The organism is Faecalibacterium sp. I4-1-79, from assembly GCF_023347235.1.
Classification (GTDB): domain Bacteria; phylum Bacillota; class Clostridia; order Oscillospirales; family Ruminococcaceae; genus Faecalibacterium; species Faecalibacterium tardum.
Window position 1 is genome coordinate 2,522,783 of the sequence record NZ_CP094467.1, and the last position, 22,462, is coordinate 2,545,244.

The window sequence follows — 22,462 nt, forward strand, 5'->3', positions numbered from 1 at the left end:
CACACTGCCGGGGCTGTTGTGCGCAAGGCTGCGCCCACAGGTTCATTGTAGGATGCCGCCGGGGCTTTGTCAAGCATCCCGGCAATGTTTTACCATTCCGTCACACCCGGCGCATTGCATTGGCAGGGGGATTTGTGTATAATAGCGATATGTTGGGTTTTTATCGCCTGTACGCAGGTACACCCCGGCAGACTGTTCTGATGAAAGGCGGTGCTTTCCTTGGATAGCATTCGACAATATTTTAAGCGCACCGATAAGATCTATCTGCTGCTGTGCATTTTCAGCAGCGTTATGGCGGTGCTGGCGCTGTCCTCGTGGGCAGCTAAGCAGGGCAACGGCTTTGCCACCGACGAGGTGACCGGTGCCATCATTGGCATTGGCGACTACCGCCGGGCACTGGTGCAGGCGGGCGCTTCCGTCATTGGCATCGTGATCGCGCTGCTGCTCTCTTGCGTGGACTACCGCAGCCTTGTAAAGGTGTGGCCGGTGCACGTTGTGCTGACGTGGGGTCTGGTGCTGCCCACGCTGGTCATCCGCAACGTATCCATCGGCCCGCTGACCATCGGCTACAACGCCGGTGATACCGACAACTACTCCTGGTACAAGCTGGGCGGCTTTACCTTTCAGCCCACAGAGCTGGCAAAAATCAGCTTTATCCTGACCTTTGCCATGCACCTGAACAATGTGCGCAGCCGCATCAACGAGCCAAAGGAGCTGGCAAAGCTGCTGCTGCATCTGCTGGTGCCCATTGCCATCATCCATGTGCAGGGCGATGACGGCACAGCCATCATCTACGGCATCATCGGCTGCTGCATGATGTTTGCGGCGGGACTGAGCTGGAAGTATATCTTTGCGGCGTTTGCGGCGGCAGGTACTGCCGTGGCGATGGCCTTTGCCTTTTTCAGCGATAAGATCGGCAAAGGATACCAGTGGTACCGCATTCTGGCGGTGCTGGACCCGGAAAACACCACCGGCTGGGCCCCCAGCGAGACGATATGGAAGAACATCATCTACCAGCAGCAGCGCGGCGAGATCGCGCTGGGTTCCGGCGGCATCTTTGGCAACGGTCTATTCACCGGCCGGTATTACAGTGTGCCCAACGCCCACAATGACTTCATCCTCAGCTGGATCGGCAACGTGGCGGGCTTTGTGGGCTGCTGCGTGGTGCTGGGCGTTCTGCTGGCGCTGGTGATCAAAACCTTTGCCACCGGTGCCCGCAGCGAAGATCTGCTGGGCAGCTACATCTGCGCCGGTATCGGCGGTGCGCTGATGGCGCAGATCGCGGTGAACGTGGGCATGAACCTGCGGGTGCTGCCGGTCATCGGCGTCACACTGCCCTTCTACTCTGCCGGTGGCAGCTCGGTGCTCATGTTGTATATCTGTGTCGGTTTAGTACTGTCTGTATACTCTCACAACACCAAAAACCTGTTCGGGTAAAGAATATTCTATAAGCAAGGACGTGCAGCCCGCAGGCTGCACGTCCTTGCTTTTTAGGTGATTTTAAAACAAACGCCATATTTGAAGCACAAAATTTCCTTAAATCATGCCCAGAGCGAAGCGGAGGGCATTCAAGAACGTCCCAGCTTTTCCAGCTCCACCACCGGCCAGCCAAGGGCGCGGATAGCGCTTTCATCGTGGGTGGCCAGCAGCACCGGCTTGCCCGCGCAGCGCTGCCGCAGCAGCGCCGCCGCCCGCTGCAGGGTGTCCGGGTCCATGCCGGTAAAGGGCTCGTCCAATAGCAGGGTGTCGCTGGGTGCCCACAGCGCCCGCAGCAGCGCCACCCGCCGCTTTTGCCCGCCGGAAAGTCTGCGGGCGGGCAGCTGCAAGGCGGCAAGTTCCATTCCAAGCTGTTGAAATTCGTTTACAATTTGCTCTTTGTACTGGCTTTCTGCCCCCGGCAGCACCAAAGTGACGTTCTGCACCGCATTCAGCTGGGGGCAAAGACGGTCCTCCTGAAAGACCGCTGCCACCCGGCCCACACCCTCCACACTGCCGGTGGTGGGGCGTTCCAGCCCCATCAGGATGCGCAGCAGGGTGGTCTTGCCCCAGCCGCTGGGTGCCCACAGCACCACAGGAGCGTCCACCTCCATGCACAGGTCGGTGAAGAGCGGCGCTGTGCCGAACCGCTTTGTCAGGTGTTGAAGCTTCAGCATTTTGTCCCCTCCTCTCCCAGCACTGCGCCAACGGCTTTATCCAGTGCAAACAGGAACAGCTTTTCAAAGCCTGCGCTCAGCAGAATGATGACAAAGGTCCACGCAAACAGTTCCCCGGTGGAAAGGGTGATCTTGGCGCGGTACAGCGCATCGCCGATGCTGCCGTTGGGCAGGCCGATGACCTCGGCCGCCACGCCGCTTTTCCAGCAGATGCCCAGCGCTACACTGCACCCCTGCCGGAAAGCCGGCAACACCGCCGGCAGCCAGACCGCACGCAGGCGGCGACCCGGCGGCAGACGGAACACTGCCGCCATTTCCAGCAGCTGCACGTCTGCCCCGGCAATGCCGGTGCGCACCGCGCCGTACAGCACCGGCAACACCATCAAAAAGCTGATGAGCACCGAAAGGGCACTGCCCCGCACCCAGACCAGTGCCAGAATGATAAAGCTTGCCACCGGCGTGGCTTTGACCAGCTGCATCACCGGAGCCAGCAGTGCATCGGCGGCGCTCCACCGGGCAGCGCATACCGCCAGCACCACGCTGACCACTGCGCCCAGCACAAAGCCCAGCAAAATGCGCCCGGAGCTGAAGCCCACCCGCTGCCAGAAATCCGCCCTTGGCAGCAGTTGCACCAAAGTGCGCAGCGCCTGCACCGGCGATACCAAAAACACCTCCTGCCCGATGGCCATAGCTGCGGCCTGCCACACCGCCAGCCAGAACGCCACCGCCAGCAAACGGCGAAAAATCTGCTTGTTCTGCTTCATAAACTGCCCTCTTCCCCTGCCTATTATAAGGTATAGTATACCATACCGTCCCGCAAAGGGGAATGACCTGTGCACCACCCGCGGCGGGTCGGCTTTCAATGTATATACTTTTATTCAACCGTCGTATGCTTGACATGAATTTACATCCAGTGTAAACTGGATACAGTATGCGGTGCATCTTTGCACCGGCGCAGGAAAGAGGGGGGACGGTATTGACGCAAGCGCTCAAGGGCCGCAAGCTGTTGCTTGTCGGTTTTACGTTGTTTTCCATGTTTTTCGGGGCGGGTAACCTGATCTTCCCGCCCGATCTTGGCGCAAAGGCAGGGACAAACTTCTGGCCCGCCTTTCTGGGGCTTGCTATCAGTGCCGTGGGTCTGCCCGTGGCAGGGGTCATCGCGGTGGCACGGGCTGACGGTCTGGACAAGTTGGCCGGGCGGGTGCACCCGGTATTCGCACAGGTGTTCATGATCTTGATCTACCTGTCCATCGGGCCGTGTCTGGCTATTCCGCGCACCGCAAGTACCTCCTTTGCCATGCTTACCCCGCTGCTGGGCAGCAGCGCCGGGTTGCAGCTGGGGTATTCCGTGCTGTTCTTCAGCGCGGCCTTTCTGGTAGCGCTGCACCCGGACAGGCTCACCCGCTGGCTGGGCAGGCTGCTCTGCCCCTGCCTGCTGGTTCTGATTCTGATCCTGTTCGGTGGCTGTCTGCTGCACCCGCTGGCGGCGCAGTACGCTGCGCCCACCGAGGCGTATCGTTCCGCTGTTGTGTTACAGGGCGTATTGTACGGCTACCAGACCATGGACGCTCTTGCGGCGCTGAACTTTGGCGCGGTCATCGCTATGAACATCCGGGCGCAAGGCGTTGCCCGGGAGCAGGACGTGCAGCGCAGTGCCATCCGTGCAGGGCTTGTGGCGGGCGGGTTGCTGCTGGTGGTCTACACCATGCTGGGGCACGCCGGAGCGCTGACCGGTGCTGCCGTGCCCGGCCTTGCCACCGGTGCCGAGGTGCTGACCGTGCTGGCCGAGCGGCTGTTCGGTAAGGCGGGGTTGGTGCTCCTTGCTGCCATCTTTATGCTGGCCTGCTTCAACACCTGTGTAGGGCTGATCGCCTGTGTGGGAGAGTATTTCCACACCCTGCTGCCCCGCATCCCCTACCCCGCCCTTGCCGCCTTTTTTGCCGCTGCCAGTATGCTGATCGCCAATTTAGGGCTGGCAGAGATTCTGCGCCTGTCCATCCCGGTGCTCAACGCGCTGTACCCGGTGGCCATTGTGCTGATCGTACTTTCCTTCGTGCCCGAGCTGGAGCAGCGCCGCCGGGTCTACCCGCTGTGTATCGGCTGTACCGCCGTGCAGAGCATTGCCGCTGCGCTGCCGCTTAGCGCACTTTCTGCTCTTGCCAACGCTCTGCCGCTGGCAGCACTGGGTTTTAGCTGGGTGCTCCCGGCGGTTGCCGGGCTGCTGGCAGGCATCCTTTTGAGCTGTACAGAAAAATAAAGGAGATTTTACTATGATCCAGCCTATCATGCACGACCCGTTGTTTCTGGCGCAGAAGTCTGCCCCTGCTACCCCGGAGGATGCGCCCGTTGCACGGGACTTACTGGACACCCTGACCGCCCACGCCGACGGCTGTGTGGGCATGGCAGCCAACATGATCGGTGTGCTCAAGCGCATCATCGCGGTGGAGGCCGAGGACGGGTATCTGGTACTGTTCAACCCGGTCATCCTGAAAAAGTCCGGCCTGTACGAGGCCGAGGAGGGCTGTCTTTCGCTGGAAGGCGTGCGGAAAACAAAGCGCTACCAGAGCATCAAGGTGCAGTACCAGACCATGGACGGCAAGCCGCGCATCAAGACCTTTACCGGCTGGACGGCGCAGATCATCCAACACGAGATCGACCATTGCGATGGGATCTTGATCTGAATCCCATCGCACACTCCCCCGCGTGGGACGATTTTGAATGCGCTCCGCGTTCGCTCTGCGCATAAATAGCGGAAAGAATATTTTTATAGTTGTAACTCTGGAAAATCTGCGGCTTTTCCAGAGTTACTTTTTCACGAAAGGGGCGCAAAGATATTGCAACTGCCTCTCCCGGTTACGGCTCTTCCTGTGAAAAGGGGATTCAGAAACGCCCGCAGACGTTTCTGAATCCCGAATATAAAATAATTTTTCCGCTGAAAATGGCTAGAGCGCAGCGGAAGCCATTCCAAATCGTTTTTGCTCACCAACTATAACGCACAAAGCCCCCGAGGGTGTGACCCCCGGGGGCTTTGCTATGCTGTAACAGAGAAATGAAGGTGTTATTGTTCGCTTAAAACCTCTTGCGGTGCCCTGCATCCGCTTCGACCCTTGGGCGGGTCTCGCGTCTTGCAGACCGCTGCGCCAAAAATTGCTCCCTGTTTCCGCCGCAGGCGGCGGTCGCAATTTTAGCCTTTAACGCCACCAAGAGCAACGCCGCGGACGATAAACTTGGACAGCAGCAGGTAGACGACGATGACCGGCAGAATGGCGATGGCCACCATCATGTACACCTTGCCCATATCGAACTTCAGGAAGTCCGCGCTGCGCAGCTGAGCGATCAGGATCGGCAGGGTCTTTTTGTCGGCGGTATCCAGCACCAGAGCCGGGATGAAGTAGTTGTTCCAGCTTGCCACGAAGGAGAAGATGGCCTGCACAGCCAGAGCCGGCTTCATGATGGGCAGCACGATTTTATTAAAGGTATAGAACTCGCCTGCACCGTCAATGCGGGCGGCCTCCACGATCTCCATGGGAAGGGAGGCGTCCAGATACTGCTTCATGAAGAAGAACACGGTAGGTGCTGCAATGCTGGGAACGATCAGCGGGATGAAGCTGTTTTTCAAGCCCATCTTGGAGATCAACTGCAGAAAGCCCAGTGCGGACACCTGTGTGGGCATGGTCATGATGAGCAGGATCAGGGCAAAAGCGGCCTTTTTGAATTTGAAGTTATAGGCGTAGATGCCGTAGGCCGTCAGTGCCGAGAAGTAGACGCTGAGCGCTGCCGAGCAGGCAGACACCAGCAGGCTGTTGCGGATGCCGCTTACCACAGGGATGTTGGCGTCCGTAAGCACGTTGCGGAAGTTTGTGATGATGGACTTGCCCGGCATCAGCGAGAAGCCCTTCTGGATCTCGAAGTGGGTGCGGGTGGAGTTGATGATCAGCACATAGAAGAAGAACAGGCACAGAAAGCTGATCAGCACCAGCACCAGATAGCACCACGCACGGCGGGCGGTCAAGATCGCCTTTTCGGACTGGTTTTTAGGCGTATGTGCCATACTTATTTCCCTCCTTTGGCAGCAGCCTTTTTGGCTGCTTTCAGTTCCTTGCGCTGGGCCTTGGTCAGGCCGTCATCTTCCTTGGTCAGCGAGAAGTACACGACGACGCACAGCACTGCACACACAAGGAACAGCACCACAGATACTGCACCGGCCATGCCGTAGTTCTTGCTGAACAGGTGGTTATTCAGGTACATGATCATAGTGGTGGAGGTACGGTCGGGGCCGCCCTTGCCGTTGGTCAAGATCTGCGGCACATCGAACATCTGCAGGCCGCCGATCATGGAGGTGATCATCACATAGACCAGAATGGGGCGGATCAGGGGCAGGGTGATCTTCCAGAACATCTGGTTCGGGGTGCAGCCGTCCAGCTCCGCAGCCTCGTACAGGGTGGGATCCACGCCCATAATGGCTGCCATCAGCATGATGGTGGTGTTGCCGAACCACATCAGGAAGTTCATCAGACCCACCAGACCACGGTTGCCCCACACGGTATTCAAAAAGCTGATGGGGGTCTTGATCCAGCCCATGCTCAGCAGCACTGCGTTCACCGGGCCGTTATCCGAGAACAGGGCGAAGAACAGCATGGCGAAAGCCGAGGCCATGATCAGGTTGGGCATGTAGATGACCGTCTTGAAGAAGGTCTGTCCCTTCAGCTTCAGCCGCAGGTCGGTGAACCATGCCGCCAGCAGCAGCGAGACGATGATCTGCGGGATAAAACCGATGATCCACAGGATCAGCGTGTTGCTGAAATACTTGGGCAGATCGGTCGCGAACAGGGTGATGTAGTTTTTCAGACCCACAAAGCTGGGTCCGATGATCTTCAGACCGCTGCGGTAATACTCAAAAAAGCTGTAATAGATGGTGGATGCCAGAGGGATCAGCTGGAATACCGCGAAGATGATAAAGAACGGTGCAATGAAGATATAGCCCCATTTCGCGTAGCTGATCGACCCTTTCTTCTTTGTTTTTTCTCCCATGAGATCTCCCTCCTGCCGGGTCACAGCAAAACCAAAGGGGCGGGCGAGATACGCCGCCCGCCCCTTTGCTTCAATTTTCAGTTCGGAGTAAAACCGCTTATGCGGGCCATACCACGTCGGTCAGCTCGGGGTACTTCTCCTTGATGGCGGTCTCGAAGTTTGCCTTGGCGGCATCCTCCTCCACGTTGCCGGTGAAGTAATCCTTGAAAGCGTTCTGGAAGCTCTCGTTCAGGCCCTGATCGTACGGGCCGGCGTTGGACATATCGATCTTGGTTGCAGCCTCTGCAAACAGAGCGATGTGGTTCTGGCCGCCGAGGAAGTCGGACTTGTAATCGCTGCTGGCGATCTCGTTCATGGCCTTCTCGTTGTTGGTGTAATCCTGCGTATCCATGGTGATCTGCTTCATGATGGCTTCATCGCAGGTCAGCTTCAGCATAACGTCCTTGATGGTCTCAAGGTTGTCGCTGCCGGCTGCGCCGCAGATCCAGGTGCCGCCCCAGTAGTAGGGCTGAGGGCCTTCGCACACAGCGTAGTCGCCGTAGATGCCGTTGCCAACCTCTTCCTTGCCGCCCTCAGCGGTAGGAGTTGCCAGAGAGTTGCCCAGCAGGGTGAAGTTGATGCCCCAAGTGGAGTAGAAGAAGCCGAACACCTTACCGGTGGGGCCCTGATCGGAAGCCCACTGGCTGTCCCACAGGCTGGACTTGTTGTTGTAGCCCTTGTCGGTGTACTCCTTGGTCTGATCCACCCACTTCATTAGGTTCTCGTCCACGGTAACGGTGGTACCGGTGACCCAGGGTGCGGAGACGTTGTTGGAGAAGGTGCGGTAAGCATCATCGAAGCCGGACAGCATCTTGTAGCCCTTGGCAGCAGCCTTGGCAGCTACATCGTTGAACTTATCCCAGTCGGACAGGTAGGTCTGCACTTCAGCGGGGTCATCGGTGCCCAGCACTTCCTTGGCAATGCTGCGGCGGTATGCGAACAGACCCGGGGTAGCCTGCCAAGTGGTGCCGCGCTGGCTGCCGTCCACAGAAACGATGTCCTTGGTGTACTGGTACTGGCCGGCCAGATCGGAATCGGTCAGGCCGATATCCTTCTTGACATCCAGAACGTAGTCGGAATCCACATACTTCAGAGCGTAGTCAGCCTCGATCAGGAAAATGTCGATCTTGTCGTCATCGGCAGCGGAGTCCTGATTCAGCAGAGCCTCGTCCAGCTTGTTCTGATAGTTGTTGTTCTCGTTGGCGTTGATGGTCCACTTCACGGTGGTGCCGTCCTTCAAGGTGGTGGTGGACTTGTCGGCTGCGATCTCCTTGACCTCGGGATAGTAGTCGTTGAAGCGGCTCTGGAACTCATCATTCCAGCACCAGATGTTCAGCACCTTGCCCTCGGCAGCAGCCGGAGCAGAAGCAGCAGCGGAGGATGCGGGAGCCGCAGAGGAAGCAGCAGTGCTGCTGGAGCTGCCGCCGCAGGCTGCCAGAGCAGCACCAACAGTCACGACACCGGAAGCGAGCAGGAAATTACGACGAGAGATCTTTTTCATAAGGGTAAACCTCCTTCATGGTTTTCCAATTAAAAAAATTCATTCTCAAAAACTCCGCGCCGGGAGTTGTGGGCCTTTGTTAAAGGATGCGGACGGAGCCGCCGTCCAGCAGTTTGCCGGACACCCGGATCTGCTCCGGCAGGGTCACACGCGGATGCTCGATCAGCTCGATCAGCTTATCCGCTGCCAGCCTGCCAAGGGATTTTGTGTTCTGCTGGTAGGTCACCAGCGGGGGTTTGACCACCCGGGAGAGATAGATGCCATCGTATCCCATCACCGAGATGTCCTCCGGGATGCTCAACCCCGCTTCGGTCAGGGCGTTGTAGCCGCCCAGTGCGGAAAAGTCATCCGGGAAGATGATGCAGGTGGGCCGCTGCGGCAGTGCCAGCAGCGCCCGGGTCTCCTCTGCGCAGCGATCCACATCGTGGTACACACCGCAGCGGACGTACTCCTCCGGCACCTTCAACCCCAGCTCCTCGCAGGCTTGATAGAAGCCTGCCAAGCGGTTCTCGGTAACGGCGGTCTTTTCGCCGTGGATGAAGGCGATGCGCCGGTGTCCGCAGGCCCATGCCTGCTGTACCAGAGCCTTTGTTCCCACCACGTTGTCTGAAAGGATCGCCATCCGGTTGTTGAACACATGGTCGATGGTCACCACCGGCACATCGCCGTTGACCAGCTCCACCACCTGTGGATCATAAAAGTTCACACAGGCGATCACCACGCCGTCCACACCCCGGTAGTGGCAATGTTCCAGATAGCTCATGGACTTGCCGCTGATGTTGTGGTTGATGAAGGTGATATCATAGCCGCGCTTTTCCGCTTCTACCTTGAAGCTGTCCAGCACTGCGGAGAAGTACTCGTGGGTCAGGCCGCTCTGCTTTTCATCTACAAACAGAACGCCAAGGTTGTAAGTACGGTTGGTTTTCAGTGCCCGGGCCGCTGCGTTGGGCAGGTACCCCATGCGGCGGGCCGCTGCACGGATGCGCTCCCGCGTGGCCGGTGCGATGTCCGGCTGGTTGTTCAGCGCCTTACTGACAGTTGCGACGGATACGCCGCACTCTTTTGCCAGATCCTTCAGGGACGGCATCTTATAGCCTCCTTCCAAGGAAAGGAGCTGCGGAATGTTTCTCGCGAGTTCCTTAATCGTTTTCGCAATCTCAATATAGCGCATTCTGTACCAAAAATCAAGCGAAAATGCAAAAGTTTTAGCTCAGATGCATCACTTTTGGCATTTCGTTTCAATTTGACCTGTAAAAATTGTGCATCTCGATTCACTTTCGTTACATTTCGATTAAAACGGAAAAATTTTCGTTGCAGTTTCGTTATGGTTTTCGGTGTCAGAGGCTGTATGTATATATTACTTTTAAAATGGGTTTCAGGTCTTTCGTTCCGCGTTTCGCCGGTATGCGCAGCGCAGAATGCCGCCGAAAACCGCCGGGGCTGCGCAGATTATTTTTAAATTTCCGTTGAGATTTTTGCAAAAAGCTCTTGCATTTTTGGGTGGGATAGGGTATGCTTAGCGTGATGAGATTGCTTCTTTCGCAGCGCCTTAATCGTTTTCGCAATCGACACACTGCCCACCTGACAAGGCGCAGTTTTAAGGAGGAAGCATTATGAAGTTCGGATATTTTGATGACCAGAATAAAGAATATGTCATCACCACCCCGCAGACACCCCTGCCCTGGATCAACTACCTTGGCAGCGAGGACTTCTTCAGTCTGGTCTCCAACACGGCGGGCGGTTACAGCTTTTACCGGGACGCCCGGATGCGCCGCCTGACCCGTTACCGCTACAATAACTCCCCGCTGGACATGGACGGCCACCGGATCTATATCAAGGACGGCGACACCGTTTGGAACCCGGGCTGGCAGCCCACCAAGACCCCGCTGGACAGTTACAGCTGCCGCCATGGTCTGGGCTACACCATTCTGGAGGGCAAAAAGGACGGTGTGACCGCCCGGCAGGAGCTGTTCGTCCCCAAGGGGGATGCCTGTGAGCTGGACCGGGTGACCGTGTGCAACGGCGGCACCACCGTTAAGGAGCTGGACCTTTTCAGCTATGTGGAGTTCTGCCTGTGGGACGCTGTGGATGACAGCTCCAACTTCCAGCGCAACTACTCCACCGGCGAGGTGGAGGTAGAGGGCAGCGTCATCTACCACAAGACCGAGTATCGCGAGCGCCGCAACCACTACGCCGTGTTCTGGGCAAACTGCCCGGTGGACAGCTTTGACACCACCCGGGATGCCTTTTGCGGCGTATACGGCGGCCCGGCAGATCCGCAGGCCGTCCGCGCCGGACACTGCTCCGGCAGCATTGCCCACGGCTGGGCACCGGTGGGTGCGTTGCACATCCACCTGACCCTCGCCCCCGGCGAGAGCCGCAGCATTCTGTTTGGTCTGGGTTATATCGAGAACCCGCAGCAGGAAAAGTTCATTGCCCCGGGCGTCATCAACAAGACCCGCGCCCACGCCATGATGGAGCGCTACGCCACCGATGCACAGATCGATGCCGCCCGCGCCGCCTTGCGCACCCACTGGGAAGAGCTACTGTCCACCTACCATCTGGAATCCGGTGAGGAAAAGCTGAACCGCATGGTCAACATCTGGCACCAGTACCAGTGCATGGTCACCTTTAACATGAGCCGCTCCGCCAGCTACTACGAAAGCGGCACCGGACGCGGCATGGGCTTCCGGGACAGCTGTCAGGATCTGCTGGGCTTTGTGCATATCATCCCCTCCCGTGCCCGGGAGCGCATTCTGGATATCGCCGCCACCCAGTTTGAGGACGGCAGCGCCTACCACCAGTACCAGCCCCTGACCAAAAAAGGCAACCGGGATATCGGCACCGGCTTCAACGATGACCCGCTGTGGCTCATTGCCGGTACTGCTGCCTACCTGCGGGAGACCGGCGACTGGTCTATTCTGGAAGAACAGGTACCCTTTGATAACGACGCCACCAAGGCGCAGACCCTGATGGAGCATCTGCGCCGCAGCTTCAACTTTACCTGCACCCATCTGGGTCCCCACGGTCTGCCGCTCATCGGCCGCGCCGACTGGAACGACTGCCTGAACCTGAACTGCTTCTCCGAGCACCCGGGCGAGAGCTTCCAGATCACCGGCCCCAGCGAAGGTCCCGTAGCCGAAAGCGTTTTCATTGCCGGTATGTTCGTCAAGTACGGCCACGAATACGCCCAACTGTGCGACCATCTGAATCTGACCGAGGAGGCCGCTGCCGCCCGCAAGCACATTGATGCCGTGGAACAGGCCACCCTGACCGCCGGTTGGGACGGCGCATGGTTCCGCCGTGCCTACGATGCTTTCGGCAAGCCCGTCGGCAGCAAGGAGTGCACCGAGGGTCAGATCTTTATTGAGCCGCAGGGCATGTGTGTCATGGCTGGCATCGGCAAGGAGAGCGGACAGGCCGCACAGGCACTTGCCAGTGTGGAAGAGCGTCTGGACACCAAATACGGTGTGGTGCTGCTGCAGCCCGCCTATACCAGCTACCAGCTGAATTTGGGCGAGATCTCCAGCTATCCTCCGGGATACAAGGAGAACGCCGGTATCTTCTGCCACAACAACCCGTGGATCAGCTGCGCCGAGGCAACGCTCGGCCACGGTGACCGCGCCTTTGCGGTGTACCGCAAGACCTGCCCCGCCTATATCGAGGACATCTCCGAGATCCACCGCACCGAGCCCTACGTTTACAGCCAGATGGTAGCCGGTAAGGACGCCCCCACCTTCGGCGAGGCCAAAAACAGCTGGCTGACCGGCACGGCGGCATGGACTTTCTTCAACATCAGCCAGTACATTCTGGGTATCCAGCCCACCTTGGACGGCCTGCGGGTAGACCCCTGCATCCCCCACACCCTGTCCGGCTTCACCGTGACCCGCCGCTACCGCGGTGCAGTGTACCATATTACGGTGGATAACGCCGCCGGGGTGCAGCACGGCATCAAGGCCGTTACTGTGGACGGCAAGATCATCTCCGGCAATGTACTGCCGCTGGCTGCCGCTGGTACTGAGGTAACGGTGCAGGTGACCATGGGTTAACCCGACTTTCTCTGCTTTTTCATATTATTCTCCTTTCTGTGACCAAAGCCGCCGCGCAGCTCCCTGCACGGCGGCTTTGGTTTATAATGAAACAGTTTAACGATTGAAAATGCGCTCCGCGTTGCTCTGCGCATAGATAGCGGAATTATGATTTTAATTTGCATTTCAGCCAAGCCTGCGGGCTTGGCTGAAATGCTTTTTCACGGGAGGGGTCGTAATGGTAAAATAGCGCTTTCAGACTGCAAATGCTGTTTTCCTCTGCGACCCCACTTGTGAAAATGCGTTTGTCGCGGCCCGCAGGCCGCGACAAACGCGAAATAAAAATAATCTTTCCGCTGAAGATGGCCAGAGCATAAGCGGAGGCCATTCTAAATCGTCCCCTTCCCTCTTGCAATTTTGGGGAAAGAGGTGTAAAATACAGTCACAATCAAACACAGGGGAGCTCGTGCAGCGGGCTGAGAGGAAGTATAGCAAGCTTCGACCCTTTTACCTGATGCGGATAATGCCGCCGTAGGAAGTCATACCTTTTATGATTTTTTGCAGGAGGAGCCGTGCCGGGCCCCTCCTGTTTTTTTGTACCTCTGCGGAGGTTCCGCAGCCAGCTGAGGGGGAGCGCCCTGAGCCTTGGATGAATGCAGCGATGGGAAGCCGTGTTCCGGCGTGAGAGGAAGCCAGTAAGCTTCGACCGCACCTTCCGTACCTGTTCCCGCCTTGTTGCGGGCACGGGCTGTTTTGTTGCGGGAGCGCCGGTATTCGTCCTGCGCTGCCGCAGATGGTTGAAAAGGAGCTAATTTATCATGAAAAATCTCTCTGTCAAAAAGCTTGCCCTTGCCGGTATGTTCTGTGCCCTGTGCGTGGTGGGCAGCGTGTTCAGCTTTCCCATGTTCGGCAGCAAGTGCGCCCCGGTGCAGCACATGGTCAACGTGCTGTGCGCCGTTCTGCTGGGGCCGTGGTGGGGTGTAGGCGTGGCCTTTGTGGCTTCCCTGCTGCGCAACCTGCTGGGTCTGGGCAGCCTGATGGCTTTCCCGGGCAGTATGTTCGGTGCACTGCTGTGCGGCCTTGCATACCACAAGACCAAAAACCTGATCGCCACCGTGGTGGGTGAGGTGTTCGGCACCAGCATTCTGGGCGGCTTGTGCGCATGGCCCGTGGCCATCTTCCTGATGGGCAAGAGCGCTGCAGACATCGCTTTCTACGCCTACATCGTACCCTTCCTCATCTCCACCGCTGTGGGTGCGGTGATCGCCGGTGCAGTGGTGTTCAGCCTGCAGCGCTCCGGCGCTCTGCGCTCCATGCAGAACAGCCTTTCCTGAGCGGAGGTGCCGGGAATGCTCAAGACCGCCTTTGAGAACCTGCGCAGCCGTAGCCCTCTCATCCACAACATCACCAACTACGTCACCGTGAACGACTGCGCCAACATGGTGCTGGCCTGCGGTGCCTCCCCCATCATGGCCGATGATGCCGCCGAGGTGGAGGAGATCACCGCCATCTGCGGCGGACTGAATATCAACATCGGCACGCTGAACAGCCGCACCGTCACCAGTATGCTGCTGGCGGGCAAAAAGGCCAATCAGCTGGGGCATCCGGTGGTACTGGACCCGGTGGGTGCCGGCGCCTCCCATCTGCGCACGGACACCGCCTTCCGCCTGCTGCGGGAGGTGCAGTTCACGGTGATCCGGGGCAACATCTCGGAGATCAAGACCCTTGCCTCCGGCGCGGGCACCACCAAGGGCGTGGATGCGGACGTAGCCGACAAGGTGACCGAGGAGAATCTGGACAGCGCTGTAGCCTTTGCCAAGGCTTTTGCCGCCCGCACCGGCGCGGTAATCGCCATTACCGGTGCTATTGACATCGTGGCCGATGCGCAAAAAGCCTACTGCATCCGCAACGGCAACCCCATGATGAGCAGCATTACCGGCACGGGTTGCCAGCTTTCTGCCCTGACGGCGGCCTTTGTCACCGCCAACCCTGGCCAGCCGCTGGAGGCTGCCGCAGCGGCGGTGTGCGCCATGGGTCTGGCGGGCGAGATTGCCCACCAGCGGCTCACCCCGCAGGACGGCAACGCCACCTACCGCAATTACATCATTGATGCCATTTACAACATGACCCCCGAACAGCTGGAGAAAGGCGCAAACTATGAAGTGCGATAAACACACCATGCTCCTGTACGCGGTGACCGACCGCGCATGGGTGGGCGAGCAGACGTTGTATCAGCAGGTGGAAAGCGCCCTGAAGGGCGGTGCCACCTGTGTACAGCTGCGGGAAAAGCAGCTGGGCGACGCAGATTTTTTACAGGAAGCCATCCAGATCCACGCCCTGTGCCAGCAGTACGGTGTGCCGCTGTTCATCAACGATAACGTGGAAGTGGCGCTGCAGTGCCACGCCGAGGGCATCCATGTGGGGCAGGACGATATGGCCGCCGCACAGGTGCGTCAGCGCGTGGGCGAGGGCGTGATGATCGGCGTATCCGCCCACACGGTACAGGAAGCACTGGACGCTGTGGCGCACGGCGCAGATTACCTTGGCGTAGGCGCGGTATTTGCCACCCACACCAAGACGGACGTGAGCGAGATGCCCCGGCAGACCCTGCTGGACATCTGCAACGCCGTGGATGTGCCGGTGGTGGCCATTGGCGGCATCCACAAGGAGAACATCCTGCAGCTCAAGGGCACCGGCGTGGACGGCGTGGCGCTGGTAAGTGCTATCTTTGCCGCAAAGGACATCGAGGCCGAGTGCCGCGAACTGCGCGCCCTTTCGGAGCAGATCATAAAGTAAGTTATCATCCCGCGGCAAACCGGGGGCACCACCTTGGGCCGCGTTACAAAATTCATGGAGAAAACCAACATGAAAAGCGTATTTTGCGCAGGTGCCGGCATCCAGAGCATACTGTTTTTTCTGAATGACGGCTACCTGTCTGCCACCCTTGCCTGCGGGTCGGGAGTTTCTCCGAGGACCGTCCGCTGGGGTGGGACCCTGCTGCCGCAGGCAGTAGGGCGGGCGATGGAATGGCCCGATTCGTGTCCGAGGAGAAAGCTCCCGGCACGCGGGCTGCCCCACATCACTGTATGACCAGCACCCTGCTGTTCAGAGATAAACTGTCATTTGGAGGAACACAGCGTATGCAGACTTATACCACCCAGATGGATGCCGCCCGCAAGGGCATCATCACCCCGGAGATGGAGATCGTAGCCAAAAAGGAATACCGCACCACCGAGGAGATCCGCCAGTGGGTCGCCGAGGGCAAGGTAGCCATCCCCGCCAATAAGCACCACAAGTGCCTGAACCCCGAGGGCGTGGGCTCCATGCTGCGCACCAAGATCAACGTGAACCTTGGCGTCTCCCGCGACTGCAAGGACTATAACATTGAGATGCAGAAGGTGATGAGCGCCGTGAACATGGGCGCAGAAGCCATTATGGATCTGTCCAGCCACGGCAACACCCAGCCCTTCCGCCAGAAGCTGACCCACGAGTGCCCGGTGATGATCGGCACTGTGCCGGTGTACGATTCGGTCATCCACTACCAGCGCGACCTTGCTGAGCTGACTGCACAGGACTTCATCGATGTGGTGCGTCTGCACGCAGAGGACGGCGTGGACTTTGTTACCCTGCACTGCGGCATCACCCGCAAGACCATCGAGCAGATCCGCAAGCACAAGCGCAAGATGAACATCGTGAGCCGCGGCGGTTCTCTGGTGTTTGCGTGGATGAGCATGACCGGCAACGAGAACCCCTTCTACGAGCACTTTGACGAGATCTGCGAGATCTGCGCCGAGCATGATGTGACCATCTCTCTGGGCGACGCCTGCCGTCCCGGCTGTCTGGCTGACGCCACCGACGTGTGCCAGATCGAAGAACTGGTGCGTCTGGGCGAGCTGACCAAGCGCGCATGGGCGCACAACGTGCAGGTGATGGTGGAAGGCCCCGGCCATGTGCCCCTGAATCAGGTGGCCGCTAACATGGAGGTGCAGAAGAGCATCTGCATGGGCGCACCCTTCTATGTGCTGGGACCTCTGGTCACCGATATCGCCCCCGGCTACGACCACATCACCGCTGCCATCGGCGGCGCAGTGGCAGCCGCCAGCGGCGCGGCTTTCCTGTGCTATGTGACCCCCGCCGAGCATCTGGCACTGCCCAACGTGGAGGATGTAAAGCAGGGCATCGTGGCCTCCAAGATCGCCGCCCACGCCGCCGACATTGCCAAGGGCATCCCCCACGCCCGGGACATTGACGACAAGATGGGCGATGCCCGCCGCGTACTGGACTGGGATGCACAGTTCGCCTGCGCGCTGGACCCCGAGACCGCCAAGGCCATCCGCGACGCCCGCCTGCCCGAGGACGACCACAGCGACACCTGCAGCATGTGCGGCAAGTTCTGCGCCGTGCGCAGCATGAACAAGGCACTGGCCGGTGAATACATCGATATCCTGTAAGCTATTCCCGCGCTGAAAGGCGCTTCTTCCTCCGGGACTGCTGCACAAGCGTGCGGCAGTCCCTTTTTTCATATAGAAAACCACAAGCTATGCTTGTGGAAGAAAAGAGCCGTAGCGTTGAAACGGTAGAAAAAGAACCTCCTTTTGCTATAATTAGAAGCGGGTAACGCCAACCGCATACTAAAGCAAAAGGAGGTTCATCCATATGGACGAGAAAAGTTTATCACATACGAGCTGGAATTGCAAATATCACATAGTGCTAGTACCGAAATATCGCAGGAAAGTGATATACGGAAAGCTAAGAAAAGATATTGGAAAAATACTAAGGACACTATGCGATTACAAGCATGTAGAGATAATAGAAGCACACGCGATGCCAGACCATATCCATATGCTTGTGTCGATACCGCCCAAACTTGCCGTAGCAGATTTCATGGGGTATCTCAAAGGGAAGAGTACGCTCATGATATTCGAGCGACATGCAAACCTAAAATACAAATACGGAAGGAGAGTGTTCTGGGCGAAAGGATATTACGTAAATACAGTAGGTGGAAATGAAGCCAAGATCCGCAAATACATTCAGGAACAAGAGTTCAACGATCAGACGTGCGACCAGTTGAGCTTCAAGGAATACGAAGATCCATTCAAGAATGTAGCTGATTTCGATGACGACGATTCGCCAGAAGTGCCTACAGATAGTATGAGAAAGTAAAAGCGACGTCAGTGTGCGGTTGACGTCGCTCATTGTGCGCCTTTAGGCGCGGCTGGTATTATGGCCCCTATGGGGCCGTTCTGCAAACCCCGCGTTTTCACGCGGGGTTATGATTGTAGGACGATTTAAATGCCCTCCGCTTACGCTCTGGGCATATTCAGCGGAAAATTTATTTTAATTTCGTGGTTCAGGAAAGTCTGCAGACTTTCCTGAACCACATTTTCACGAGAAAAGTCGTGAAGATAAACTGCATTTGCCACACTACGTTCGGTTTAGTCAATCCGCACTATCAATATTTTAGATTTTACAATTCTTCTGTGCTGTACTATAATGAAGTAACAACTTTATTTTTCAAAAGTACAGGAGGCTGTTTTCTTGATAGTTGATCTGATTGAAGCACTTTACCGCCTGCTGTGGGGCGATTTGTTCACCCTGCCGGTGGCAGGCGGCATTGGCATCTCCTTTATGGTGGTGCTGTTGTTTGCAGCCGGTATCGGCTTTACCCTACGCACAAGGTTGCTGCCGGTGCGGCTGTTCCGGGATATGATCGGCGCAGTGTGCGAAAAAAAGCAGGCTGCGGGCGGGCTTTCCTCCTTCCAGACGCTGGTCATCTCCACCGCTACCCGGGTGGGCATGGGCAATCTTGTAGGCGTGGTGGCCGCTGTTTCGGCGGGCGGCGCGGGCGCGGTGTTCTGGATGTGGGTCACTGCCCTGCTGGGCGCTTCCACCTCCTTTGTGGAGTCTACTCTGGCGCAGAAGTACCGCGTGCCGGACCCGCTGTACGGCGGCTGGCGGGGTGGCCCGGCCTACTACCTGCATGTGCTGGCCGAGCGCAAACGGGGCAAAAAACTTCGCCGCTCGGTGTGCGCAGCACTGTTTGCGGTGTCCGGTCTGATCTGCTGGTGCGGCATCAGCCAAGTCATCTCCAACTCGGTCAGTTCTGCCTTTGAAAACGCCTTTCATGTCCCGCCGCTGGCTACCACCGTGGTGCTTACCCTGCTGGCGGCGCTGATCGTGCTGCGCAAAAACGCTACCGTAAAAAGCCTTGACTTCATCGTGCCGGTCATGGCGGTGTGCTACTTTGTCATCACGGTGGGCATCGTGGTGCTGAATATCCGGCAGCTGCCCGCCGTGCTGGCACGCATCTTTGCCGAGGCTTTCGGCCTGCGTCAGGTGGCCGCAGGCGGCTTTGGCGCGGTGCTGATGAACGGTGTCAAGCGCGGGCTGTTCTCCAACGAGGCAGGTAGCGGTTCTGCCCCTTGCGCCGCTGCCGCTGCGGAGTGCGACGACCCGGTAAAGATGGGGCTTGTGCAGGCGTTGGGCGTATTGATCGACACGGTGGTCATCTGCAGCTGCACTGCCTTTCTGATGCTGCTGGTGCCGCAGGACATCACCGCCGGGCTGACCGGCATGGGCCTTTTACAGACTGCTATGCAGTACCATCTGGGCAGCTTTGGCATCGTGTTCATTGCGGTGATCTTAGCACTGTTCAGCTTCTCCACCTTTCTGGGGGTGCTGTATTACGCCCGGGGCAATGTGGCCTACCTGTGCGGCGACAACTGGTGGAGCCAGACTGCCTACAAGCTGCTGGCGCTGGCTATGCTGCTGGTGGGCGGTACACAGGCCTACACCGTGGTGTGGGATCTGGTCGATGTGGGCATCGGACTGATGACCATCTTCAATATGCTGGCGCTCGTTCCCCTCTCCGGCGAAGCGCTGACCGCCCTGAACGACTACGAAATGCGCAAAAAGCTGAAATAAGAGCACAAAAACGGGCTGCTGCACAAGGTTCTGTGCAACAGCCCGTTTTGTAATATGCTAAAACTTTCAGCTATGCTGCTTCAGGGCGCAGACGGCGATGCTCAAGGCGCTCCATGCGGCCTGATACATCAGCACCGTGGCGATGGACAGCTGCCAGATGCTGCCCGCATAGGTCAGCAGCACTGCAATGAACACCGAGAAGCACACCGACACCAGCTGCACCGTTGTGGCGCTGGTCTCGGCATTCTGTGCCTGGTCTGCGGCCTGCAAGCCGCCGGTCAGGCTGGCAAAGCCCCTGTGATGGTACAGGCAGCACTTAGGCTTTTCCGGGGCTGCATCAGCGGCTTCAATGGCCTGACACTGCTCACCGTCCAGCACGGTAACCATGCCCTCCGGCAGATGGTAGGCCTCGGTGATGTGCCGCGCCGTCAGGCTGGGGTCCTTGCTGGTGACCAGCAGACGGATGTTCTCCCTTTGCAGAGAAGCAAGGCTGCGTGCCACATTGCGGCCGCCCACATAGCGCAGCACAAACATGGCGTGCAGGTTGCCGGACACTGCCAGATACAAAATTTGCAGTTCACCGTTTTTGGAATGGCTGTCCTCGTAGTCCTGCTCCGGCAGGGTAACACCCTCCTGCTCCATGTAGCGGCGGGTGCCGATGAGGATGCGGTTATTGTCGCACCATGCCGAAAAGCCCAGCCCGGTGTGCTGTTCCAGATCCTTGACCGGGAACAGGATATCGGTGCGGTCCTCGATGATCTGGCTGAACAGTCCGCGCAGAGTGTCGCAGCTCTCGTTCAGCACACTGGCCGCATACAGAATGGCGCGGTCGATGCGGCCGCCCTTGAAGATGCGGATATCCTCCAGCGTTACGCTGTCGGCGGTAAACAGGTCGTCGGCGTCCAGTTCAATGGTGTCGATGCCGCCCAGCTCCTCAATGGCTGCCCAGCCGGGCACCACAGCGCCCACAGCGGCAGCCGCTCTTTGCAGCCGCAGCGCCGCCAGACCGGGCACCAGCACCGAGGAAAGGGGGGCGCCCATGCACAACACGGCAGCAGCCGCAGCCACGGCGCAGTTGATGCCGCCGCCGAACAGCAGGAAGGCCACGCCGCTGAGCACTGCTGCTGCCAGCAGAACGCAGGCCACCTTCCGGGCACGGCGCTCGCTGGCGCGCTCGCTGAGGCTCTGCTCCACAAAATCATCGCTGGCGGTCTGCACCGGGCGGCTCAGCAGCACCCACGGATCCTTCTGCTCCAGATCCCGGGCGAGGGCGCGGATCAGATCTTTATCGCGGGTGCGGTAAGCGCCCCGCACTTCGCCGCCCTCTGCTGCCAGCGTGTAGCCGCCCTGCACGGCAGCCAGCATTACCCGGCTGCCCACCAGCGCCAGAAACAGCCCCAGCGCTGCCATACCGGTCAGCAGACCGATGCCCTCGGTGCTGCGGTAGGCGTTGGCATTCAGCATGGCCACCACTGCCTGCAGCAGCGCTGCCACAGCGGCCAGCGCGGGCATGGTGTCTGCACTGGGACGGCCGCGCAAGCCGGTCAGACCGTCCCGCAGCACCGGGTAGCCCACAAACAGGCTGGCGGCAAACAGCAGCAGATTGGCGGCATAGAACGCCGCCGGGGCAGCGTCCGGGTCCAGCACCGAAAGCGGCGGCAGCAGACGTTCTGCCGTCAGCCCAAGGTGCAGCAGCACCACAGCCAGAATGCCCGCCAGCACACAGCGCAAGGTCAGCTCTGCGGCCATGTGGTGCAGCTTATCAGTGGTGGATTCCGGCACAGTATTCTCGGCAGGGGCAGCGGTTTCTGCTGCGGGTGCGTCCTCCGGCTGTGCCGGGGTCACAGCTGCATCGGCTGCCGGTGCGGGCACTGTTTCATCAGCAGGAGCGCCGTCCTGCTCCAGCGGGAGCAGCGGCAGGCTCATAGTATCCTCTTTTTCCGGCTTGCGGGCAGCGGGCTTCTCGTCCTCTGCTGTGCCGAACATCTGGAAAATCGACTTTTTCTCAGGCTTTTTCGGCAGTGTCTCCGGGTCTGCCGGAACGCTGGCAAACACCGCCGACGGCAGCTCCTCGGCAGGCTTCTGTGCTGCCTTTGCCGGGGTTTTCTCCGGCTCTGCGGCGGGCTGTGCAGGCGCAGGCTGCACCTTGAGCTGCGGCGCTGCCTGCACAGGTTTTGCGGGCTGCGGGGCAGGCTTTGCCTTGCCGCTCATGCCGTTGAGCATATCCTTCAACTGCTGCATCTCCCGCTGTTCCAGTTCCTCCTGCGGCAGCAGCGTCTCCGGGGCGTTCTTCGCCTTGGGCTGTTTTTGGGGGGCCGCAACAGGCTGCGGCTCCGGCTGGGGTGCAGGCTTTTTCGGCTGTGGCTTCACGGCAGCAGCCGCCTTGGGTGCAGGCACAGGCTCTGCCGGGACGGCCTTGACAGGCTCCGGGCGGGCGGGCTGCATCGGCATTACCGGAACAGGGTCTGCGGTGCGCAGCTCCAGCGCCATGTCCTCCTGCTCCGGCTGTACCGGCTTTGCATCTGCCCCCAGCAGGATCTCGCCGGTGGGGATCTCCAGCATCGGCTGTGCCGGGGCGGGCGACTCTTCTTTGTCGTAGCCGAACAGCTTGCCCAGCAGCTTGGCCTTGGGCTTTTCCTCCACCGGAGCAGGCTCGTCCCGGTGGGTCATCTCCTCGGGCAGATCGATCACACTGGTGCTGAAGAAGTTGCGGAAACGCTCCTCTGCCGAGAGCTCCCCCGCCTGCTTGCCCTTGCGTTCATTTTTATTGTTCGGCATCCTTGTTC

At 58.9% G+C, this 22,462-nt stretch carries 18 protein-coding genes and 1 riboswitch; of the genes, 10 read left to right on the forward strand and 8 right to left on the reverse strand.

The window, feature by feature from the left end; translation table 11 throughout:
• Positions 1 to 210: 210 nt before the first annotated feature.
• A complete protein-coding gene (locus MTP36_RS12430; protein ID WP_249251148.1) occupies positions 211 to 1,437 on the forward strand; it encodes an FtsW/RodA/SpoVE family cell cycle protein in 1,227 nt (408 codons plus the stop codon).
• A gap of 131 nt (positions 1,438 to 1,568) precedes the next feature.
• Here the strand turns inward: MTP36_RS12430 and MTP36_RS12435 are convergent, their stop codons facing one another.
• Positions 1,569 to 2,153 carry an ABC transporter ATP-binding protein gene (locus MTP36_RS12435; RefSeq protein WP_249251149.1) on the reverse strand — a complete coding sequence of 195 codons (585 nt, stop codon included), beginning with the start codon at positions 2,151 to 2,153 and terminating at the stop codon, positions 1,569 to 1,571.
• The gene (locus MTP36_RS12440; protein ID WP_249251150.1) at positions 2,147 to 2,917 is read right to left on the reverse strand and encodes an ABC transporter permease; all 771 of its coding nucleotides are present in this window, start codon (positions 2,915 to 2,917) and stop codon (positions 2,147 to 2,149) included. The genes MTP36_RS12435 and MTP36_RS12440 overlap by 7 nt, the downstream gene beginning before the upstream one ends.
• 212 nt (positions 2,918 to 3,129) lie before the next feature.
• On the opposite strand from MTP36_RS12440, the gene brnQ reads away from it, so the two are divergent.
• On the forward strand, positions 3,130 to 4,410 hold the full coding sequence (gene brnQ / locus MTP36_RS12445; RefSeq protein WP_442900207.1) for a branched-chain amino acid transport system II carrier protein: 1,281 nt from the start codon (positions 3,130 to 3,132) through the stop codon (positions 4,408 to 4,410).
• A gap of 13 nt (positions 4,411 to 4,423) precedes the next feature.
• Positions 4,424 to 4,834, forward strand: coding sequence for a peptide deformylase (locus tag MTP36_RS12450; protein WP_249251152.1), 411 nt, complete (start codon positions 4,424 to 4,426; stop codon positions 4,832 to 4,834).
• Between the two features lie 503 nt (positions 4,835 to 5,337).
• On the opposite strand, the gene MTP36_RS12455 is transcribed toward MTP36_RS12450, so the two are convergent.
• The 4 genes from MTP36_RS12455 to MTP36_RS12470 form a co-directional block, all read right to left on the reverse strand.
• The gene (locus MTP36_RS12455; protein WP_097778848.1) at positions 5,338 to 6,204 is read right to left on the reverse strand and encodes a carbohydrate ABC transporter permease; all 867 of its coding nucleotides are present in this window, start codon (positions 6,202 to 6,204) and stop codon (positions 5,338 to 5,340) included.
• 2 nt (positions 6,205 to 6,206) lie between these two features.
• Positions 6,207 to 7,184, reverse strand: coding sequence for a carbohydrate ABC transporter permease (locus tag MTP36_RS12460; protein WP_117529784.1), 978 nt, complete (start codon positions 7,182 to 7,184; stop codon positions 6,207 to 6,209).
• A gap of 97 nt (positions 7,185 to 7,281) precedes the next feature.
• Positions 7,282 to 8,724: a twin-arginine translocation signal domain-containing protein gene (locus MTP36_RS12465; protein WP_249251153.1), complete on the reverse strand. Its 1,443-nt coding sequence runs from the start codon at positions 8,722 to 8,724 to the stop codon at positions 7,282 to 7,284.
• A gap of 79 nt (positions 8,725 to 8,803) precedes the next feature.
• A complete protein-coding gene (locus MTP36_RS12470) occupies positions 8,804 to 9,811 on the reverse strand; it encodes a LacI family DNA-binding transcriptional regulator (protein WP_097778851.1) in 1,008 nt (335 codons plus the stop codon).
• A gap of 526 nt (positions 9,812 to 10,337) precedes the next feature.
• Between MTP36_RS12470 and MTP36_RS12475 the strand changes: the two genes are divergently transcribed.
• On the forward strand, positions 10,338 to 12,773 hold the full coding sequence (locus MTP36_RS12475; protein WP_249251154.1) for a GH36-type glycosyl hydrolase domain-containing protein: 2,436 nt from the start codon (positions 10,338 to 10,340) through the stop codon (positions 12,771 to 12,773).
• Positions 12,774 to 12,918: 145 nt separating this feature from the next.
• Here the strand turns inward: MTP36_RS12475 and MTP36_RS12480 are convergent, their stop codons facing one another.
• Positions 12,919 to 13,140: a hypothetical protein gene (locus MTP36_RS12480; protein ID WP_249251155.1), complete on the reverse strand. Its 222-nt coding sequence runs from the start codon at positions 13,138 to 13,140 to the stop codon at positions 12,919 to 12,921.
• Positions 13,141 to 13,198: 58 nt separating this feature from the next.
• A riboswitch (TPP riboswitch) is annotated at positions 13,199 to 13,307 on the forward strand.
• 263 nt (positions 13,308 to 13,570) lie between these two features.
• Between MTP36_RS12480 and thiW the strand changes: the two genes are divergently transcribed.
• The 6 genes from thiW to MTP36_RS12510 all read left to right on the forward strand — a co-directional run bounded on the left by thiW (position 13,571) and on the right by MTP36_RS12510 (position 19,676).
• Positions 13,571 to 14,086 carry an energy coupling factor transporter S component ThiW gene (gene thiW / locus MTP36_RS12485; RefSeq protein WP_015536868.1) on the forward strand — a complete coding sequence of 172 codons (516 nt, stop codon included), beginning with the start codon at positions 13,571 to 13,573 and terminating at the stop codon, positions 14,084 to 14,086.
• A gap of 15 nt (positions 14,087 to 14,101) precedes the next feature.
• The gene (gene thiM / locus MTP36_RS12490) at positions 14,102 to 14,923 is read left to right on the forward strand and encodes a hydroxyethylthiazole kinase (RefSeq protein WP_249251156.1); all 822 of its coding nucleotides are present in this window, start codon (positions 14,102 to 14,104) and stop codon (positions 14,921 to 14,923) included.
• Positions 14,910 to 15,548, forward strand: coding sequence for a thiamine phosphate synthase (gene thiE, locus MTP36_RS12495; RefSeq protein ID WP_097778854.1), 639 nt, complete (start codon positions 14,910 to 14,912; stop codon positions 15,546 to 15,548). Before thiM ends, thiE begins: the two co-directional genes overlap by 14 nt.
• A gap of 344 nt (positions 15,549 to 15,892) precedes the next feature.
• Positions 15,893 to 17,203, forward strand: a complete 1,311-nt coding sequence (gene thiC, locus MTP36_RS12500; protein WP_044959529.1) for a phosphomethylpyrimidine synthase ThiC — start codon at positions 15,893 to 15,895, stop codon at positions 17,201 to 17,203.
• Positions 17,204 to 17,408: 205 nt separating this feature from the next.
• A complete protein-coding gene (tnpA, locus tag MTP36_RS12505; RefSeq protein WP_249251157.1) occupies positions 17,409 to 17,915 on the forward strand; it encodes an IS200/IS605 family transposase in 507 nt (168 codons plus the stop codon).
• A 375-nt stretch (positions 17,916 to 18,290) separates the two neighbouring features.
• Positions 18,291 to 19,676, forward strand: a complete 1,386-nt coding sequence (locus tag MTP36_RS12510) for an alanine/glycine:cation symporter family protein (protein ID WP_249251158.1) — start codon at positions 18,291 to 18,293, stop codon at positions 19,674 to 19,676.
• A gap of 66 nt (positions 19,677 to 19,742) precedes the next feature.
• Here MTP36_RS12510 and MTP36_RS12515 read toward each other — a convergent pair whose 3' ends face one another.
• A complete protein-coding gene (locus MTP36_RS12515; RefSeq protein ID WP_249251159.1) occupies positions 19,743 to 22,454 on the reverse strand; it encodes a cell envelope biogenesis protein OmpA in 2,712 nt (903 codons plus the stop codon).
• Positions 22,455 to 22,462: the final 8 nt, after the last annotated feature.